General features: G+C 71.0%; 17 protein-coding genes. 7 read left to right on the top strand and 10 right to left on the bottom strand.

Translation table 11 applies throughout. From position 1 onward, the window contains the following. Nucleotides 1–5: 5 nt before the first annotated feature. The gene (locus AC4D2O_RS01880; RefSeq protein WP_490904891.1) at nt 6–1,118 is read right to left on the bottom strand and encodes a ferredoxin reductase; all 1,113 of its coding nucleotides are present in this window, start codon (nt 1,116–1,118) and stop codon (nt 6–8) included. A 98-nt stretch (nt 1,119–1,216) separates the two neighbouring features. Here AC4D2O_RS01880 and AC4D2O_RS01875 point away from each other — a divergent pair, with 98 nt between their 5' ends. Next, nucleotides 1,217–2,416 (top strand): PucR family transcriptional regulator, encoded by a 1,200-nt coding sequence (locus AC4D2O_RS01875; RefSeq protein WP_490904889.1) that lies wholly within the window; start codon nt 1,217–1,219, stop codon nt 2,414–2,416. Nucleotides 2,417–2,426: 10 nt separating this feature from the next. Here AC4D2O_RS01875 and AC4D2O_RS01870 read toward each other — a convergent pair whose 3' ends face one another. Further along, nucleotides 2,427–3,305: a DNA-3-methyladenine glycosylase family protein gene (locus AC4D2O_RS01870; protein WP_490904887.1), complete on the bottom strand. Its 879-nt coding sequence runs from the start codon at nt 3,303–3,305 to the stop codon at nt 2,427–2,429. Then, nucleotides 3,302–4,096 carry an SDR family NAD(P)-dependent oxidoreductase gene (locus AC4D2O_RS01865; protein WP_490905171.1) on the bottom strand — a complete coding sequence of 265 codons (795 nt, stop codon included), beginning with the start codon at nt 4,094–4,096 and terminating at the stop codon, nt 3,302–3,304. Before AC4D2O_RS01865 ends, AC4D2O_RS01870 begins: the two co-directional genes overlap by 4 nt. A gap of 254 nt (nt 4,097–4,350) precedes the next feature. Here AC4D2O_RS01865 and AC4D2O_RS01860 point away from each other — a divergent pair, with 254 nt between their 5' ends. The 3 genes from AC4D2O_RS01860 to AC4D2O_RS01850 all read left to right on the top strand — a co-directional run bounded on the left by AC4D2O_RS01860 (nt 4,351) and on the right by AC4D2O_RS01850 (nt 6,424). Further along, nucleotides 4,351–4,656, top strand: coding sequence for a DUF4193 domain-containing protein (locus AC4D2O_RS01860; RefSeq protein WP_104048589.1), 306 nt, complete (start codon nt 4,351–4,353; stop codon nt 4,654–4,656). A 168-nt stretch (nt 4,657–4,824) separates the two neighbouring features. Beyond that, nucleotides 4,825–5,466, top strand: coding sequence for an alpha/beta hydrolase (locus AC4D2O_RS01855; RefSeq protein ID WP_490904884.1), 642 nt, complete (start codon nt 4,825–4,827; stop codon nt 5,464–5,466). A gap of 31 nt (nt 5,467–5,497) precedes the next feature. Continuing rightward, nucleotides 5,498–6,424: an AEC family transporter gene (locus tag AC4D2O_RS01850; RefSeq protein WP_490904882.1), complete on the top strand. Its 927-nt coding sequence runs from the start codon at nt 5,498–5,500 to the stop codon at nt 6,422–6,424. On the opposite strand, the gene AC4D2O_RS01845 is transcribed toward AC4D2O_RS01850, so the two are convergent. Further along, nucleotides 6,414–7,433 carry a GlxA family transcriptional regulator gene (locus AC4D2O_RS01845; protein ID WP_490904879.1) on the bottom strand — a complete coding sequence of 340 codons (1,020 nt, stop codon included), beginning with the start codon at nt 7,431–7,433 and terminating at the stop codon, nt 6,414–6,416. The two genes, AC4D2O_RS01850 and AC4D2O_RS01845, sit on opposite strands and share 11 nt — an antisense overlap. A gap of 81 nt (nt 7,434–7,514) precedes the next feature. Here AC4D2O_RS01845 and AC4D2O_RS01840 point away from each other — a divergent pair, with 81 nt between their 5' ends. Further along, entirely contained in the window at nt 7,515–7,682 is a 168-nt protein-coding gene (locus AC4D2O_RS01840) for a hypothetical protein (protein ID WP_490904877.1), read from the top strand. Nucleotides 7,683–7,750: 68 nt separating this feature from the next. On the opposite strand, the gene AC4D2O_RS01835 is transcribed toward AC4D2O_RS01840, so the two are convergent. Next, a complete protein-coding gene (locus AC4D2O_RS01835; protein ID WP_490904875.1) occupies nt 7,751–8,962 on the bottom strand; it encodes a low temperature requirement protein A in 1,212 nt (403 codons plus the stop codon). A 138-nt stretch (nt 8,963–9,100) separates the two neighbouring features. Between AC4D2O_RS01835 and AC4D2O_RS01830 the strand changes: the two genes are divergently transcribed. Then, nucleotides 9,101–9,952, top strand: coding sequence for a YsnF/AvaK domain-containing protein (locus AC4D2O_RS01830; protein ID WP_490904873.1), 852 nt, complete (start codon nt 9,101–9,103; stop codon nt 9,950–9,952). Between the two features lie 100 nt (nt 9,953–10,052). On the opposite strand, the gene AC4D2O_RS01825 is transcribed toward AC4D2O_RS01830, so the two are convergent. From AC4D2O_RS01825 to AC4D2O_RS01805, 5 genes are all read right to left on the bottom strand, one after another. Further along, on the bottom strand, nt 10,053–10,451 hold the full coding sequence (locus AC4D2O_RS01825) for a VOC family protein (RefSeq protein ID WP_490904871.1): 399 nt from the start codon (nt 10,449–10,451) through the stop codon (nt 10,053–10,055). Nucleotides 10,452–10,527: 76 nt separating this feature from the next. Further along, nucleotides 10,528–12,624, bottom strand: a complete 2,097-nt coding sequence (locus AC4D2O_RS01820; RefSeq protein ID WP_490904868.1) for an iron ABC transporter permease — start codon at nt 12,622–12,624, stop codon at nt 10,528–10,530. 4 nt (nt 12,625–12,628) lie between these two features. Beyond that, on the bottom strand, nt 12,629–13,624 hold the full coding sequence (locus AC4D2O_RS01815; protein WP_490904866.1) for an ABC transporter substrate-binding protein: 996 nt from the start codon (nt 13,622–13,624) through the stop codon (nt 12,629–12,631). 41 nt (nt 13,625–13,665) lie between these two features. Beyond that, nucleotides 13,666–14,505, bottom strand: coding sequence for an ABC transporter ATP-binding protein (locus AC4D2O_RS01810; RefSeq protein ID WP_490904864.1), 840 nt, complete (start codon nt 14,503–14,505; stop codon nt 13,666–13,668). Between the two features lie 175 nt (nt 14,506–14,680). Further along, complete coding sequence (locus AC4D2O_RS01805; RefSeq protein WP_490904861.1) at nt 14,681–15,139, bottom strand: DUF4383 domain-containing protein; 459 nt, start codon at nt 15,137–15,139, stop codon at nt 14,681–14,683. A 354-nt stretch (nt 15,140–15,493) separates the two neighbouring features. On the opposite strand from AC4D2O_RS01805, the gene AC4D2O_RS01800 reads away from it, so the two are divergent. Further along, the gene (locus AC4D2O_RS01800) at nt 15,494–15,934 is read left to right on the top strand and encodes an iron chaperone (protein WP_490904858.1); all 441 of its coding nucleotides are present in this window, start codon (nt 15,494–15,496) and stop codon (nt 15,932–15,934) included. Nucleotides 15,935–15,941: the final 7 nt, after the last annotated feature.

Raw genomic sequence — 15,941 nt, 5'->3', positions numbered from 1 at the left:
GGGGATTAAAGGTCGAGGTTCACGGGTCCGGCGGCAGCCGAGACGCAGGTCTGGATGAGTTCGCCGGGGGTGTTGTGCAGTTCGCCGGTGCGGAGGTCGCGAACCTGGCCGGCGCGCAGCGGGATCAGGCAGCTGTGGCAGATGCCCATCCGGCAACCGCTCGGCATGAGGACACCGGCGTCCTCGCCGATGTCGAGCAGAGGCGTGTCGCCGTCGGCCTCCACCTCCCGGTCGGACTGTTCGAAAGTGACGAGTCCGCCGTCGTGGCCGGCGCCCGCCGTCAGGTCGGTGCTGAACCGCTCGATCGTGAGCGTCCCGGTGCGGGCGGTCTGCGCCTCGGCTCCGGCGGTGACGTCCGGCACGGTGCGCGATCGCTCCAGGGCGGCCTCGCGCTCCCACAGGTCCTCGGCGTCGTTGAGGAATCCTTCGGGCCCGCACGCGTAGGCGGCCCGTGAGCGCCAGTCGGGGCAGAGTTCCGCGATGGCCTTGGCCTTGAACTCCAGCCGGCCGCGAGTGCTCGTGAACCAATGGCGGACGGTGAGGTTGGGGAACTGGTCCGAGAGTTCGTCGAGCTCCTCACGGAACACGCTCTTCTCAGGGGTGCTGTTGGAGTTGATGAGCACCACGTCGGCATCCGGCCTGCGCGGGATCAGCGTGCGGATCATGGACATGACCGGCGTGATGCCGCTGCCGGCGGTGAGCATGAGCAGGGAGCGCGGGTGCTCGGGGAGCACGAAGTCCCCCTGGGGCGGGGCGAGGAACAGGACGTCGCCGGCCTTCGTGTCGCGGACCAGCACGTGGGACACGGCTCCGGCGTCCTTGACGGTGATGGCGGGGTCATGCCCGGCCGCGTTGCTCAGGGAGTAGGAGCGCCACTGGCGGACGCCGTCGAGCTCGACGCCGATGCGCGCCCACTGGCCGGCCTGGTGCGCATGCCAGCCGTTCCCGGGGCGGAAATAGATGGTGGCGGAATCTGCGGTCTCATGCACCACGCGCGTCACGACGCCGCGGAGCTGGCGCGAGGAGTAGACGGGATTGAAGAGCGCCATGAAGTCTTCCGCCGTCAGCGGGGTGGTCAGCGCCGCGGTTACGCGCGCCAACTTCGAAAACCGGATCATTGAACCAACGATATAGCCTCTCCCGATAAAACACTGCGCTGCAAGCGTAGAGTTGACGGAGAAGAATTATCTTGACGAAATAGATTGGGGTTGGTTTCGTGAGTTCTGACGAGATGCTGGCGGCGCCACCGGAGCCGCCGTGGCTCGCACTCCCTCCTGAGGTCAGCGACCGGCTGAGGCCGCTCACCCCGGACCTCGTCGAGGCCATCATCGAGGCGGTGCCGCAACTGGTCCCCGCATACGCCCGGCCCATCGAGGGGAACTTCGGGCGCGGCCTGCGCCGCGGAGTGGCCGCTGCCCTCGAGCGGTTCCTCGAACTGCCTGGCACCAGCCTGCCCGCGCTGTCGGAGCAGAGCCGCCAGCTCGTTGCAGGCCTCGGCCGGGGCGAGGTCCGGCAGGGACGCAGCATGGATGCACTGCTCGGTGCCTACCGGATGGGCGCACGGGTCACGTTCCGGGAGATGTCACGCCGCTCCATGGAGGAGGGCCTCGGCCCCGCCGTCGTGGTGGACCTCGGGGAGTCGATCATGGCTTACATCGACGAACTCTCCGCCGTGAGCGCCGAGGCCTACGCGTTCGAGCAGTCCGAGCGGGCCGGGGCCGTGGACCGGCGCCGCGCCGAACTGCTGGAACTGCTGCTGCTCGGCCGGGCGGACGAGACGGCGCTGCGGCAGGCGGCGTCGCTCGCGGACTGGTCGGTGCCTGCGCAGGTAGCCGTGGTGACCCTGCCGCTGGATCGCGCACAGGGGCTCCGTCTGCAGCTTGGGCCGGGAGCGATCGTCATCGAACGTGAGACCGACGCCGTCGCCCTGGTGCCGGACCGGGGATCACGGCAGCGGCCCGACCTCGACCGCGTCCTCACGGGCAGGAGCGCGGCCATCGGGCCCGCAGGCGGGATCGAGCACGTGGCACAATCGCTGCGCCTCGCGGTGCTGGCCGCCTCGATGCTGCCACCGCGCGAGGGCGCGGGAGACCCTCCGGTCTGGGCGGACGAGCACATGACAGAGGTGGTCCTCGCGGCCGAACCCTCGGCCGTCGGGGAACTGGCCCGCCGGAGGCTTGCCCCGCTGGCCGACCTGCCCGACAGCCAGCGCGAGAAGCTCGAGGAGACGCTGCTGGCCTGGCTGCGGCACTGGGGTCAGCGTGCCCCGATCGCCGAGGAGCTCGGCATCCACGCGCAGACGGTCGGCTACCGGGTGCTGCAGTTGCGCGAGCTGTTCGGCGACGACCTGAAGGACCCGAAGGTGCGCTTCGAACTGGAGATCGCACTGCGCAGCGACCGGAAGGTCCCGGCCTGACCCGTCCGGCCTAGGCCCCCGTGTAGGTGGTGTAGGTGGCGGCGGTCCAGAGGTGGAACAGGGCGTACGCACGGTAGGGCCGCCACGCCTCCGACAGCCGCTCGGCGTCCCGGATGGTCGGGCCGCCCATGGCGCGGCGTGCCACGAGATCGCCGGGTGTGAACGCGTCGGGGTCCCGCAGGACACGCACGGCCAGGTAGTCGGCGGACCACGGGCCGATCCCCGGGATGGCGAGCAGGTCCTTCCGCAGCATCGCGTGGTCACCCGCAGGGTCGAGCGTCAGGCCGCGGGCGACGGCGCGCGCCACGTGCTGCACCGTCGCGGCCCGCGTCCGGGTCACGCCGACGGCGGCCCGCAACTCCTCGTGCGGAGCTGCGGCGATGGCCTGCGGTGTGGGGAACAACGTGAGGCCGGCGTCGGTCGGCGTCCCGTAGGCGGCGACGAGCCGTCCGCCGAACGTGCCGCCCGCGGCCACCGACACCTGCTGCCCGAGGACCGTCATGATCGCGGCCTCGAAGGCCTCCGGATAACCGACCGCACGGAGGCCCGGGCGGCGGCGGACGAGCGGGCCGAGGAGGGGGTCGCCGTCGAACGCGCGGGCCACGGCGTCGACGTCCGTGTCGAGGTCCAGCCACGCCCGCGTGGTGCGCACGAGGTACGCGAACTCACCGTCGTCGTCCGTGTCCGCGGTGAGCTCGACGTCGTCGGAGCGGACGGTGACGGTGACGCGGCGCGGGCCTGCAGGCGTCGGAAGCAGGCGCGTGTGCGTGCGGCCGGACACACCCGAGCCGGCGATCTCGCAGCCGGGGATGGCGTGGTTCGCGAGGATCGCCGCCAGCGGACCGGGCTCGAGCGCGCCGTTCGGGGTGAGGATCGCGGTGCGGCTCACGGGAGGATGGCGTCCACGTACCCGCCGTCCACGCGGACCGCCGCGCCGGTGGTGGCCGAGGCGAGCGGGGAGGCGAGGTAGGTGACCATGTTCGCGATCTCGCGCGGCTCGATCAGGCGCTGCAGCAGTGACTGCGGTCTGTGGTCCTTCATGAACTGCCGTTGCGCGTCCTCCCACTCGAGGTCCTTGTCCACGAGCTGGTAGACGAAGTCCTCGACCCCGCCGGTGTGGGTGGGGCCCGCGATGATCGAGTTCACCGTCACGCCCGTGCCGCCGGCCTCCTTCGCGAAGCCGCGCGAGACCCCCAGCAGTGCCGTCTTGGACACGCCGTAGTGGATCATCTCGGCGGGGATGGCGACCGCGGAATCGCTCGCGATGTACTGGACGCGGCCCCAGCCGGCATCGATCATGCCGGGCAGGTAGGAGCGGGTGAGGCGGATGGCAGTGAGGACGTTGACCTCGAAGTAACGGCGCCACTCGGCGTCGTCGATCTCCAGCGCCGGCTGCGCACCGAAGATCCCGAGGTTGTTGATGAGGATGTCCACGGCGGGCAGGATGCCGAGCGCCGTGGCGACGCCGTGGTCCGCGGTGACGTCGGCCGCGACGGCCACGAGGTCGGCGTCGGGCACGTCCTGGCGGATGGTCTCCATGGCACGGACGACGCCGCTGTCGCTGCGGCCGTTCACCCCCACGCGGGCACCCGCGGACGCGAGACCCGCCGCGATGGCCATCCCGATGCCCTGCGTGGACCCGGTGACGAGCGCCGTCCTGCCGCTGAGGTCGATTGCCAATGCCATGGAAGCTCCTGGGCCGTCGGGGGAAGGGATCGGAACCAACCCTACGACGGCGGCGCCCGGCCGGTGCGTGTAGCACGCGCGGCCCCGGTCCGTCACATCGGGTCGCGGAGCGGCGGGCGAGCGGGGCGTGGAGAAAAGTTCCAGTTCCAGCCGGTATATTGCTCCCGGTATATGGAATACTTCCGCCTCCCCCGAGGTTGAGAGTGGCATCTGGGCGTATTCCCGCCCACAGAAGGAGATCTACCCCCATGGCAACCGACTACGACGAACCACGCGTCCGTCCGGAAGACCAGCCAGCCAACGAGTCCCTCGAGGCTATCCAGGCACAGCGCAGCGCGACCACGCAGACCGCGTTGATCGATGTCGAGGACGGCGAGACCGCCGAAGGGATCGACCTCCCCGGGGCCGACCTCTCCCACGAGGAACTCCTCATCCAGGTCATCCCGCAGCAGGAGGACGAGTTCACCTGCATGTCCTGCTTCCTGGTCCACCACCGCAGCCAGCTTGCACGCGAGAAGAACGGCGACAAGTACTGCACCGAGTGCGAGGGCTGACACGACGTCCGGACCGCTCTACGAAAAGCCCCTGGCCCTTCGGCCAGGGGCTTTCTTCGTCAGGCGGCCCGCGTGCGCAGCCCCGGCTGGTCCGCACCGGCCGGACGTGCGCGATCGGATGCTCGTGGTGGGCGTGGTTCCGCGCGTGCCGCCCAGTACGGTGGAGGGATGGAGTCCTCACACGTCATCGTCCTGCCCGGAGGCGGCTACGGCATGCTGTCCGACACCGAGAGCGAGGTCATCGCTGAGCGGCTGCGCTCGCTCGGCCTCTCGGCCGGTGTCTTCTACTACCCGGTGCAGACCCGGCACCCCGGCCCGCTCGACGCCGTCCGTGAGGAGATCCGCCGCGTCCGCGCCGCCGGCGTCGAGCGGCTGGCCCTCCTCGGGTTCTCCGCGGGCGGGCACCTCGCCGGTCACGCGGCGCTGACGGCGTCGGCGGACGCCGTGGAGGGCGTCGACGCCGCCGTCCTCTGCTACCCCGTGGTGTCGATGGAGCTCGCGACGCACCGCGGCTCGCAGGACGAACTGCTCGGGCCCGACGCCGGCGGGGAGCTCCGCGCCGCCACCTCCCTGGACCGCCTCGTGACGGCCGACGCCCCGCCGTTCTTCATCTGGCACACCGCCGAGGACGACGCCGTGCCCGTAGAGCACACGTACCTGCTGGGGCAGGCGCTCGCCGCGCACTTCGTCCCGCACGCCCTGCACGTGTTCGCCGAGGGCGAGCACGGCCTCGGGCTGGCCGAGAGCGCCGGCGCCGCCCAGCAGTGGACCCGGCTCGCCGCCGACTGGCTCACGGCCCAGGGCTGGTGACTGGCCCGGTCCTTCCCGGGGGTGGGGCCGCGTGATCCTGCAGACACTCGTGGTGATCGGCCCGGTCATCGGGCTGATCGCGCTCGGCTACGCCCTCCGGGCGCGCAGGTTCCTGGCGCCGGCCTTCTGGCCGCCCGCGGAGAGGCTCTGCTACTTCGTCCTGCTGCCCGCGCTGTTCATCAGCGGCACCGCGACGGCGGATCTCGCGGGCCTGCCGATCGCCCTGATGGCGCCGATCCTCGCCGGGCCGGTCGTCGTGACGGCGCTCGGGCTCGTGGTCGCGCAGCGATGGCTCGACCTCGACGGGCCCGCGTTCACCTCCGTGCTGCAGGGCAGCATCCGGTTCAACAACTACCTCGGCCTCTCGATCGCCCTCGCCCTCTTCGGACCCGGCGGCGTCGCGCTCGCCGCCATCGCGAACACCGTCCTCGTGCCGCTCGTCAACGTCCTGTGCACGCTCGGATTCGCGCGCTACGGGGCGGAGCGGCTGACGCTCGCCGGCACGGTCCGGAGCATCGCCACCAATCCGCTGATCGTCGGCTGCGTCGTCGGGATCCTGCTGAACGTGTCGGGTGTCGGGCTGCCGCCGGGCGTCGCCGAGTTCGTGCGGGCGCTCGGCAGCGCGTCGCTGCCGCTGGGGCTTCTCTGCGTGGGCGCGGCCCTGGACCTTCGGAGCATCGGCCGGAACCCGGGCGCCGTCGTCCTGGCCACCGCGGTGAAGTTCGCGGTGCTGCCCGGTCTCGGTATCGCCGGGTGCCTGTTGCTGGGCCTCACGGGGGAGCCGGCCGCCACGGTGATCCTGTTCCTGTCCCTGCCCACGGCGTCCTCGGCGTACGTCATGGCGCGGGCCCTCGGCGGGGACGCGCGGCTCATGGCCTCGACCATCACGCTGCAGACCATCGCCGGGGTGCTCTACCTCCCGGTGGTGTTCCTCGTCATCCGTGCGCTCACCGGCTGAGCGCGCGTCCGCCGAACTGTTCCTCGAGCTCGTGCAGGTCGAGGTCGCAGCCCTTGTCGGATCCCCGGAACGTGCGGCGGTACGCGGCCGGGCTGACGCCGAGGGCCTTCTGGAAGTGGTGGCGCAGCAGCACCGCCTGCCCGAACCCTGCCGCACGGGCGACGGCGTCGACGGTCAGCCGCGTCTCCTCCAGCAGCGACTGCGCACGCAGCAGGCGCTGCCCGGTGAGCCAGGCGGCCGGCGTGGTGCCCGTCTCCGAGCGGAACCGCCGGGCGAAGGTGCGTTCGCTCATGTGCAGGCGCCGAGCGAGGGTCGCCACGGTGATGTCCTGATCCAGGTGATCGGCGAGCCACACCAGCAGTTCCTCCATCGACGCACCGCACTCGGTGGGGATGGGCCGCTCGATGAACTGTGCCTGACCGCCGTCCCGGTGCGGGGGCACCACCATGCCGCGGGCGATCGCCGTCGCGGCCTTCGGCCCGAATGCCTGGCGGACGAGGTGCAGGCTCGCGTCGATCCCGGCGGCCGTACCGGCACTCGTGAGGATGTTGCCGTCCTCCACGTAGAGCACGTTCTCGTCCACGCGAATCTTCGGGTAGGTGTCGGCGAGGGCGCTCGTGTACCGCCAGTGCGTCGTCGCGGAGCGGCCGTCCAGCAGCCCGGCCTCCGCGAGCGCGAAGGCGCCCGAGCAGACCGAGAAGATCCGCGCGCCCCGGCGGTCCGCGGCCTGCAGGGCCTCCAGGACGGCGGCGGGGACGTCGGTCCCGGCCGAGAAGGGCGCCATGATCACGAGGTCCGCGTCGTCGACCCCGGAGAGATCCTCGTCGACCTGCAGGGACACGCCCGAGGACGTCCGCACCATGCCGGGGGCGGGCGTGCAGATGCGGAGGTCGAAGGCGGGCAGGCCGACGCCGAGCGCCGAGCGGTCGACGCCGAACACCTCGCAGACCACCCCGAACTCGAACAGGGCGAGGTCCGGCAGGACGATGACGGCGACCGTGGAGAACATGCCAGTAGTATGGCAGTTTCTGAGCGTTACGGGTCGTTCCTGCCACTCTTTTCTGCGGCCCCGGAGGATCAGGATCGAGGCATGAATCTTCTCCTGATCCTCTTGGCCATCGTCCTCACGACCCTCCTGGTGCGGTACCTGCTGCGGATCATCCGCACCGACGCACCGGCGGACCAGCCGGCGTCGCACGCCGACTGGAACGTCGACTCCCTGCCCAGTTCCGCCTACGCCCTGCGGCACGACGCCTAGGGCGACCCTTCGGGTGCCCGTCCAGGCGCCCGCGTCACGCCGGGCCGCCTGGCGCTCGATACGTGCGCTCAGTGCTTGCCCCTGGCATGCTCCTCGCGCACGGAGGCCCGCGTCTCGGCGTACAGGAGGCTCTCCACCGCCACGAGTACCGCGGCGATCGCGGCCGCGAGCGCGAGGGCCGCCAGCGGTGCGAGGGGCGCGGCCACGGGGATCAGCAGGATCAGCACCGACGCCCCGCCGAGCCGCCACTTCTTCCAGTACCCGCCGATGCGGCGCCAGAAGGCGGAACTGCCGAGCAGGAACAGGGCGGCACCGCCGAAGAGCGCGAAGGAACCGACCACACCGAAATCCTTCGTCTTGTCGATGTACGCCAGGACGTCCTCCACGCCGAACGCCGACAGGATGATCCCGGCGACCAGGGGCAGGTGCAGGTACGTGTAGCCGTCCACCGCGGCCGAGGTGCGCGCGCTGCCCTGCAGGGCTGCGAAGCGGTGCTCGGCGGCGATCGCGGTCACGTCGAAGTGGAGCCACCACAGACACACCGACAGGGCGATCCCGAACAGCGCGCCGAGGAGGATCGGGATGCTCACGGGCTCCTGTGAGGCGCCCACCCCGATGGCGACGATCGATTCCCCGAGCGCCAGGATGATCACGAGGCCGTGGCGCTCGGTCCAGTGTGCCGCGGAGAGCACGCGCCAGTCGCCGCCCGAGGAGGTGAGGTAGGTCAGCGTGATGTCGAGGGCGAGTCCGGCGAGCCAGAACCAGGTCTGCGACGGCCCGCCGACGACCGCACCGGCGGTGATGAGCGCAGAGCCCGAGAACATCGCCACGGAGGTCCTGATCACCTGCCGCTGGAGCGGTTTGTCGTCGACCGATGCGTACAGGTAGAGCAGGAGGTGCAGCAGGCGCACCACGAAGTACGCGAGGGCGAGGACGAGGGGCCCGCTGAGGCCGCCCTCGAGGTCGGTGAATGCCTCGGGGATGGCGAGGGACGCGATGAACATGGCCACCATGACGGCGGACAGGCCGAGGCGCATGATGCCCTCGTCCACGTGCGTCTGGTTGCCGAGCCACGCGTAGGACACCCAGGACCACCAGAGCAGGCCCAGGACGATCATGCCCTGCAGCACACCGGTGAAGGAGTGCTCGTAGGCCATGAAACCGGTGACCTGCGTGAACGCGAACACGAAGACGAGGTCGAAGAAGAGCTCGAAGGTGGTGACGCGGTGCGATTCGTCCGAGATGCGCGCCGCCCGAAGGGGTCTCCGCTGGAGATGCATGCAGCCAGAATAGGACCGGTACGGCCGATCGCCGAGGGCACCCGGTAGATGAAGTCGACACCCGAGTAGTAAGCATGCTTGCTATCGCCTCGGGTGGGACCTACGGTGAACGAAAGCAACCTCTTCGAAAGGGACGTCATGATCACGCTTGACCAGATGAAGGACGCCATGAACGCCGGCGCCAACGTGCTGAGCGAGGACGGGGCGGTTCTCGGCCCCATGGGCCAGCTCTACGTCGACGACGCCACGGGGGAGCCCAGCTGGGTCACCGTGGCCACGCACGCCATGGGCAACCCCGAGTCCTTCGCACCGCTGCGAGGGGCGACGCTGACGGGCCGCGACGTCCGCCTGCCCTACACGCATGCCAAGGTGTACGACTCCCCGAAGATGTCCCTGGACGGCCACCTCAGCCCCGAGGAGGAGCAGCACCTGCTGCGGTACTACGGCCTCATGGCCGAGAAGGACGACGCCGCCGACCCGACGGCCGCGGGTGTGGCGGACACGTCCGACAGGTCCGACACGTCCGACACCTCCCGCGCCGACCGCGCCCGCACGCAGGTCTCCCGCCCCGAGGGCGACTACTCCATGACGCGGTCCGAGGAGCAGCTGCGCGTGGGCACGGAGATCCGCGAGACCGAGCGCGTCCGCCTCGTGAAGCGCGTGGTCACCGAGGACGTCACCATGAGGGTGCAGATCCGCCGCGAGGAGCTCGTCGTCGAGCGCGTGCCCGTCAAGGACGGCGTGCCGTTCTACGACGACGGCCAGAACTCGTACACGGAGGCCGAGCGCGAGCGCCTGTACTCCGCCGTCGAGACGGCCTTCAACGGCGACACCGTCGAGGTGGTCCTCTACGAGGAGAAGCCCCGCGTGGAAGTGGACGTGGTGCCGATCGAGCGCGTGCGCGTACGCCGCGAGGCCCGCACCCACGACGAGGTCGTCAGCGGCCAGGTGCGCAAGGAAGTCATCGATACGGAGCGCGTCGAGCTGTAGGCGTCCGGGGTGCCGGCCGGGCTTCGGCCCGGCCTGGAGGACAGGAGCGACCGTCCCGCGGCAGGTGGGGCGGTCGCTCCTGTCCTTCCTCCGTCGGGCCCTAGTGCTCGCGGGCGGAGAGGATGCAGAACTCGTTGCCGTCCGGGTCCGCCAGCACCTCCCAGCTGACGTCGGGCCCCTGCCCGACGTCGACGCGGCGTGCGCCGAGGGCGACGAGGCGCTCGATCTCGGCGGCGCGGTCGTCCGTGCTGTGCGGTGCGAAGTCCAGGTGAAGACGGTTCTTCCCCTGCTTCTCGTGATCCACAGCGACGAACACGAGGCCCGGCGGGACCTGCTCGAAGGAGAGTCTCGGCTCCAGCTCGCGGGCCCACGGCGGCACGACGGCGGCCTCTTCGTCGTCCTCGAAGATCACCTCCCAGCCCAGGGCGTCGGACCACCAGTGCGCGAGGGCGCGATGGTCGGAGGATTCGATGACGGTGGAGTACCAGCGGAGAGTCATGTGTCGATTGTGCCGCGGCCACGGTCCGCGCGCACCGGGCCGCAGGACAGCTTCCGTCCGCGGTCCCGGCCGCCCATCAGCGGCTGAGGCGGCTCCGGAACAGCAGGTGGATGAAGTAGGGCGCTCCGAGCAGCGCGGTCAGGAGTCCCGCCGGCAGCTGCGCCGGGGCGATCGCCGTCCGGCCGATGAGGTCCCCGAGGCAGACGAGGATCGCGCCGAGCAGCATCGCCGTCGGGATGATCAGCCGGTGCGAGGCGCCCACTAGGGCCCGGGCCGCGTGCGGTGCCACGAGGCCCACGAAGCCGATCACCCCGATCCCGGCCACCGACGACGCCGTCAGCAGCACCGCCGCGGCCAGCAGGAGCACGCGTGCCTGCGGCACCCGCAGGCCGAGCAGGCGCGGGGTGTCCTCGTCGAGGGCCAGCAGATCCTGTGTGCGGTGGTGGGACGCGGCGATGGGCAGGGCGATGAGCAGGGACACGGCCATGGGCACGAGGTGCTGCACCGACCGCCCGTAGGTGGAGCCGGACAGCCAGGTGAGCGCCTTCGCCTCGTTCCACGGGTCGGTGAGCACGATCAGCAGCGTGATCACGGCCGTCGCTGCCGCGGAGACACCGATGCCGATGAGCACCAGGCGGTCGGTCTGCATGCCGCCGCGGAAGGACAGCCCGAACACGATCAGGGCGACGACGGCGGCGCCGATCCCGGCTGCCGCACTGATGGTCCAGAAGCCGGCCAGCGGTACGAGGGTGATCACGAGGATCGCGCCCACGCCGGCTCCGCCCGAGACGCCGATGATCGCCGGCTCGGCGAGGGGGTTGCGGGTCACTGCCTGGATGGCGGTTCCGGCCAGGGCGAGGGAGGCGCCCGCGAGCAGCGCCGCCCCTACGCGCGGAGCCCGGGTGTCCATCACGCTGGACACCACCGGTCCGGCCTGGCCGGAGACCCAGTTGGCGATGTCGCCCAGGAGGAGCTTCGCGTCGCCGAGCAGGAATCCGGCGATCGTCACCGCGACGAGCACCACGGTGAGCACCACGAGGACCCCCGCGCTGCGGGCCGCCCCGAGGGTGTGCAGGGAGACGGTCCGCGCCTCCCGCGTGGGTCCGTCGGAGCGCATGCGGTGTGCGAGGGCCACGAGGAACACGGCGCCGAAGACGGTGGTCACGACGCCGGTGGGCACTTCCACGGCGCTCTCGGCCCCCACCACGGCACGCAGCAGCACGTCCGCGCCGAGCACGAGGAACACACCCGTCAGCGCCGAGGCGGGGATCAGGGCGATGTGCCGGTGCAGGCCGGGGACACGCGGTGCCGCGAGACGCACGAGGGCAGGCGCCGCGAGGCCCACGAAGCCGATCGGTCCGGCGACGGTCACGGCTGCGGCGGAGAGCAGCACGGCGAGGACGATCGCGAGGACCTGGGTGCCGCGCACATTGATGCCGAGCACGCGGGCCTGGTCGTCGCCGAGCGTCAGCAGGTCCAGGGAGCGCGACCTGAGGAGCAGCACGAGCAGGGCCGCGCCGGTCAGGGGTGCTAGCAGCGCGAACTTCTCGAGTCCGCTCTGCCCGAGGGAGCCCGAGCCCCAGGCGAAGAGACCGCGCGTCTCCTGGGCGAACAGCAGCAGGAGGGTGCTGGTCAGGGCGTGGAAGGCGAGGGCGATGGCCGACCCCGCGAGGACCAGGCGCACGCTCGACGACTGTCCGGCGCCCGAGAGTGCGAGGACGAGTGCCGCGGCGCCGAGCCCGCCGAGGAAGGCCACGCCCACCGATCCGAGCAGGGGCACCTGCAGGCCGAGGGCCGCGACGGCGACCACGGCGAGGTGGGCGCCGGCGTTGACCGCGAGGGTGTCCGGGGAGGCGAGGGCGTTGCGCGCGACGGACTGCATGACGGCGCCGGCCGCCCCGAGCGCGGCCCCCACGAGCAGGCCGGCCGCCAGGCGGGGGATGCGGCTGGCGGCGACGACGGCACCTGTCGCGGTGCCGTCGTCGTTCCCGCTGAGCAGGGCGAGGATGTCGGCGGGACCGACGCTCGAGGTGCCCTGCGTGATGTGCACGAGGGCGAGGATCAGGGTGGCGGCGGCGAGGAGACCGCCGGCAACGGCCAGGCGCATGCCGGGGCGCGGGGTGCCGGCCCGGGCCGGAGGAGGAGCGGGCCTGGTCAGCGTTGCCGGCGGCACGGCACTACTTCGCGGCCTGGGCGGTGGCGGCGTCGACCGCCGCGTCGACGAACTGTCCCATGGAGCTGGGCCCGCCGAAGGTCCACAGGGCGTCCGGGAAGCGCGTCACGCGGCCGGCCTCGACGAACGGGAGGCCTGTCCACACGGCGTTGTCCTTCAGCTGCTCCTGGTAGGGGTCGCCGAAGGCGTCATTGGCGATGTACCAGAAGTCGGTGTCCTCGGGCAGGGCGGTGAGGCCTTCGACGTCGGTCTGGGCGAGGCCGTAGGCGGGGTCGCCCTCCACGGTCCAGGCGCTGGCCAGGCCGAGCCGGGCGAAGACGCTGCCGACGAGCGAGGCTTCGGTGAAGGGGCGGATCGAGACGCTGCCGGCGTCGACGTACGCGTCGGAGAAGGCCACGGGCGTGCCTGCGCCGCCGGCCTCCTCGATGGCTGTTCTGCCTTCGGTGATCTTCGCCTCGAACGCGGACTTCAGCTCGGCGGCCTGGTCCTCGGTGCCGGTGACCGTGGCGATCAGCTCGAGGTTCTCGAACATCTGGCCGATGTTGTCGGTGGCGTCGCCGCCGGGGACGACGACGACGGGCACGGTCCTCTCGATCTGCTCGATGGCGCCCTCGGCGAGCTGGTCGGTGACGATGACGACGTCGGGGGTGAGGGACACGAGGGTGTCGATGCTGGGCTCGCCGCGCACTCCGACGTCGGTGACGGATCCGTCGAGCGGCTCGGCGCTGACCCACTGGGCGTAGCCCTCCACGTCCGCAGCCCCGACCGGCATGACGCCGAGCGAGACGAGGTTCTCGACGGCGTTCCACTCCGTGGCGACGACGCGCTCGGCGGGGCCGTCCAGCGTGATCTCCTTGCCACGGGCGTCCGTGACGGTGATGCTCTCGCCGGCGGCGGCCTCGGTGGGCGTGCTGCCGCCGGCCTCCTCCGTGGTGCCGCACGCGGTCAGTGAGAGCAGGGCGACCGTTGCGAGGGCAGCGAGGATCTTCGGTTGTGTCATCGTGTTCATTTCTCTTCGGAGCGCGGGGTGCGCGAGGGGGATCAGGAGGCGGCGGGCGCGCGCGACATCAGAGGGGCCGCGTTGTGGCGCCCGACGGCGCGGGTGGTGACGGCGCCGCCCGAGACGGTGACGTCGACGCGCACTCCGTAGGCGCGGGACAGGTTCTCGGCGGTGAGGACGTCCACGGCCGCGCCCTGCGCCAGAACGGCGCCGTTCTCGAGCAGCACCACGTGGTCGGCGATGGCAGCGGCCTGGTCGAGGTCGTGCAGGACGACGCCGACGGCCACGCCGTGGTCGGTGGCGAGGTCGCGGACGACGTCGAGGATCTCCACCTGATAGCGCAGGTCGAGATAGGTGGTGGGCTCGTCGAGGAGCAGCACGCCGGTGTCCTGGGCGAGGCAGCTGGCCAGCCAGACACGCTGGATCTGCCCGCCCGAGAGCGCCGCGACGGGGCGGTCGGCGAATTCGGTGGTGCGGGTGAGCTCGAGAGCCCTGTCCACCGCGGCGGTACCCTGCGTGTCCTGCCCGGTCCAGCGGCCGCGGTGGGGGTGGCGGCCGAAGCCGACGACCTCGCGGACGGTCAGTCCGCCGGGCACAGGGCGGCTCTGGGCCAGCAGGGTGATGGTGCGGGCGAACTCGCGGGGGGAGAGCGCGAGGACGTCGGCACCGTCGTCGAGCATCACCGTTCCGGAGTCCGGGGCGTGCAGTCGTGCGATGGTGCGGAGCAGCGTGGACTTGCCGCTGCCGTTCGGGCCGATGAGGGCTGTGACCGTGCCCGGCATGAGCCTGAAGGAGACGGACCCGACCACCTGTCGGCTGCCGTAGGAGACGCCGAGGTCCGCGACGGAGAGGGCTGGCGCGGGGGCGGGTTGCAGGGACACGCTCTTAGGTTAGGTTCTCCTAACCAGCAGTGCAAGGAATAACGTCATGTCCGCGTTTCCTAATTCGATGACACGCTGCGGACGCGAAGAAGGCCCCGGGTGCGAACCAGGGGCCTTCTTCGGGTGCTGCCCGCCGAAGTGCGGCGGGATTCCTGCCGGAGTTCCGGCGGAAGGGTTATGCGTGTGTGGTCTTGCGGGTGGTGTTGCGGGTCAGCAGCAGCGCCAGGGCGATCATGCCGACGCCCAGGAGGAAGTGCAGCCAGTTGTCCGCACCGTTGAGGGGCACGAAGTTGGCTGCGGAGTCCTCACCGATGACCAGGCCGTAGACCCAGAGGACGAGGTAGATGATCCCGCCGTACAGGAGGTAGGAGCGGGCGCCGCTGATGGTGCGGGCCATGGCGATGCCGGCTGCACCGAAGAGCAGGTGGACGATGTTGTGCAGGATCGAGACCTGGAACAGGCCGAGGAGCTTCGCTTCCGACTCGTGGCCGGCGAACATCATCGTGTCGTAGTCGGAGGTGATGCCGGGGATGAAGCCGAGGATCCCGACGAGCAGGAAGACCGCGCCGACGGCGAGGGCTGCTTTCTGGACATTGGTGCGTGCGCCCGCGTGGGGCGTGTTGGCGGTGGTCATGGATGTTTCCCCTTCAGGTGTGCGGTGCATCGGCGCCGAGAATCGTCGGCTGCCGACGGTGGCGCGGGTAGTCCGCTGAGTACGGTGAGACCTGCCGGGACGACGGGGCGGCTTCTGGTGAAGCATCGCCCGCCCATCGCACCCGGCATCGTAAGCCTACTGTGGATCAACCGTCAGGGGGCGGCGTCGTGCAGGAATCCCCGCCGTGTCGCCAGGAGGCGCTCCGGGTGCTATCGACGGCGGTCCTCGTGCCCCGTTCGGGTACCGCCGGCCCTACCCATGCCGCGGCGTCGTCCCTAGGGTGGGGAGCACCGCCGGGCATCGACCCGCGGACCACATCGAGGGAGGCAGATCATGGCACGTCAGACCGACACGACTGAGGGATTCACCGAGCAGGAGCGCGCGGCCATGAAGGAGCGGTCGGCGGAGATGCGCGCCGAGGCGAAGCGCGGCAAGAGCCGGGCCGCGGGGGAGAAGGCAATCCAGGACAAGATCGCCGAGATGCCGCAGCCCGACCGTGAGATCGCGGAGAACTACCATGCGCTGGTGTCCGCCGTCGCCCCGGACCTCGAGCCCCGGACCTGGTACGGCATGCCGGCCTATGCGCGCGACGGAAAGGTGGTGACGTTCTTCCAGGCTGCGGCGAAGTTCGACTCGCACTACTCGACGATCGGCTTCAACGACGTCGCGAACCTGGACGACGGCGTGTTCTGGCCCAATGCCTTCTCCATCACCGCGTGGAACGGCGCGGTGGAGGAGGAGTTGCGCCGCCTGGTGGCGAAGGCGGTCAGCTGAGCATCCC

Source organism: Arthrobacter sp. TJ-238, assembly GCF_058269215.1.
The sequence above is the reverse complement of the archived record's forward strand: the minus strand, read 5'-3'. Positions and strand labels throughout refer to the sequence as shown.

Excerpts from the sequence above, each read along its gene's own strand:
- AC4D2O_RS01880 (WP_490904891.1), bottom strand. The coding sequence starts at position 1,118 with ATGATCCGGTTTTCGAAGTTGGCGCGCGTAACCGCGGCGCTGACCACC.
- AC4D2O_RS01860 (WP_104048589.1), top strand. The coding sequence starts at position 4,351 with ATGGCAACCGACTACGACGAACCACGCGTCCGTCCGGAAGACCAGCCA.
- AC4D2O_RS01855 (WP_490904884.1), top strand. The coding sequence starts at position 4,825 with ATGGAGTCCTCACACGTCATCGTCCTGCCCGGAGGCGGCTACGGCATG.
- AC4D2O_RS01845 (WP_490904879.1), bottom strand. The coding sequence starts at position 7,433 with ATGTTCTCCACGGTCGCCGTCATCGTCCTGCCGGACCTCGCCCTGTTC.
- AC4D2O_RS01840 (WP_490904877.1), top strand. The coding sequence starts at position 7,515 with ATGAATCTTCTCCTGATCCTCTTGGCCATCGTCCTCACGACCCTCCTG.
- AC4D2O_RS01835 (WP_490904875.1), bottom strand. The coding sequence starts at position 8,962 with ATGCATCTCCAGCGGAGACCCCTTCGGGCGGCGCGCATCTCGGACGAA.
- AC4D2O_RS01830 (WP_490904873.1), top strand. The coding sequence starts at position 9,101 with ATGATCACGCTTGACCAGATGAAGGACGCCATGAACGCCGGCGCCAAC.
- AC4D2O_RS01825 (WP_490904871.1), bottom strand. The coding sequence starts at position 10,451 with ATGACTCTCCGCTGGTACTCCACCGTCATCGAATCCTCCGACCATCGC.
- AC4D2O_RS01815 (WP_490904866.1), bottom strand. The coding sequence starts at position 13,624 with ATGACACAACCGAAGATCCTCGCTGCCCTCGCAACGGTCGCCCTGCTC.
- AC4D2O_RS01805 (WP_490904861.1), bottom strand. The coding sequence starts at position 15,139 with ATGACCACCGCCAACACGCCCCACGCGGGCGCACGCACCAATGTCCAG.
- AC4D2O_RS01800 (WP_490904858.1), top strand. The coding sequence starts at position 15,494 with ATGGCACGTCAGACCGACACGACTGAGGGATTCACCGAGCAGGAGCGC.